The 1111-nt window shown below is 43.0% G+C and carries 1 pseudogene; it reads right to left on the reverse strand.

The annotated features are described in order from the left end of the window. Positions 1-25 precede the first annotated feature (25 nt). Positions 26-984 (reverse strand): annotated as a pseudogene (locus AB4503_RS25475) (IS110 family transposase). Positions 985-1111: the final 127 nt, after the last annotated feature.

A 1111-nucleotide genomic window follows, 5' to 3' on the forward strand; every position in this document is an offset into this window, starting at 1 on the left:
TAACAAACGACTATGGCGTCAATGATTAATTTTTGGCAGTGTTTTCATCCCACATGGCGCCATCTCTCAGCATAGAGTTAAGAGTCACAACCATCTTTCGAACACACGCGATTATTGCGACTTTCTTAGGCTTTCCGGCAGCTACAAGTCGAGCATAAGTTGCTTTGAATACGGGGGTTACATTGCATGGCTGACATCATTGCCATATATAACACTGTGCGTACTTGCGCTCGACCGCCTTGGATCACGCGCTTACCTTTGTAGCGCCCACTTTCGCGTGTTATTGGAGCGACACCAATTAGTGATGCCGCTTGTTTATTTGTGATGTAGCCAAGTTCTGGTACGTTGCTAATTATTGATGCAGCGGCAATGTTTCCTATTCCAGGGACGCTCTGCAATATTGTGTTTTTAGCCTGATATTCAGGGCTATCTTCAATGAGTTTAACGAGCTTTTCTTCTAACTTGGTGATTTGATTTTTTTATCGTGGTTAGCATCGGTTTGATAGTCGGATGGAGAGAAGCGGGAAGTATCTGGATTCGGTTCTTTTCCATGGTTTGCATGGATAACAACTGGTTTCGGCGAATGACTAAGTCACTCATTAGGCGTATGTTTTTTGGCTTTATGACAGTAAGAGCTGGTTTGATTGCTTCTCCATAGTGAGCAATCAATTCTGCATCTAAACGATCATTTTTGGCTCTGCGGCCAATAGCACCAGCGAACCGTTTTATGTGGACAGGGTTTGCTCTGACAATAGGTAATTGAGCCTCTGCACATGCAAGAACAAAAGGCATTTCTAATCGGCCTGTTGCTTCAATAACGATTCGTTCAGGACTGTGACTCTTAATCGTTTTGAGTGCTTTTTTGATGCCTTTATCATTGTTCTCTACTGAGAAAAATAGGTCTAGTGGCCTGATGTGGATGTCTAATTGTGTTTTGCCGGTATCAACTCCAACGTTGATGCTTTGATTGATTTTGGTATTCATAATAAGCTAACTCATGCTTGCGTAATGCGGGTTCGAGACCCAGTCGACTATTCGAGGTTTATGCTTGAAGTCCTATGTAGCGTTCATGTTTGTTATCGGTCTCTCGATAGAGGAGCCAGCGTTTAAA

It is taken from the genome of Vibrio sp. 10N.222.55.B11, assembly GCF_041473705.1.
Lineage (GTDB): Bacteria > Pseudomonadota > Gammaproteobacteria > Enterobacterales > Vibrionaceae > Vibrio > Vibrio crassostreae_C.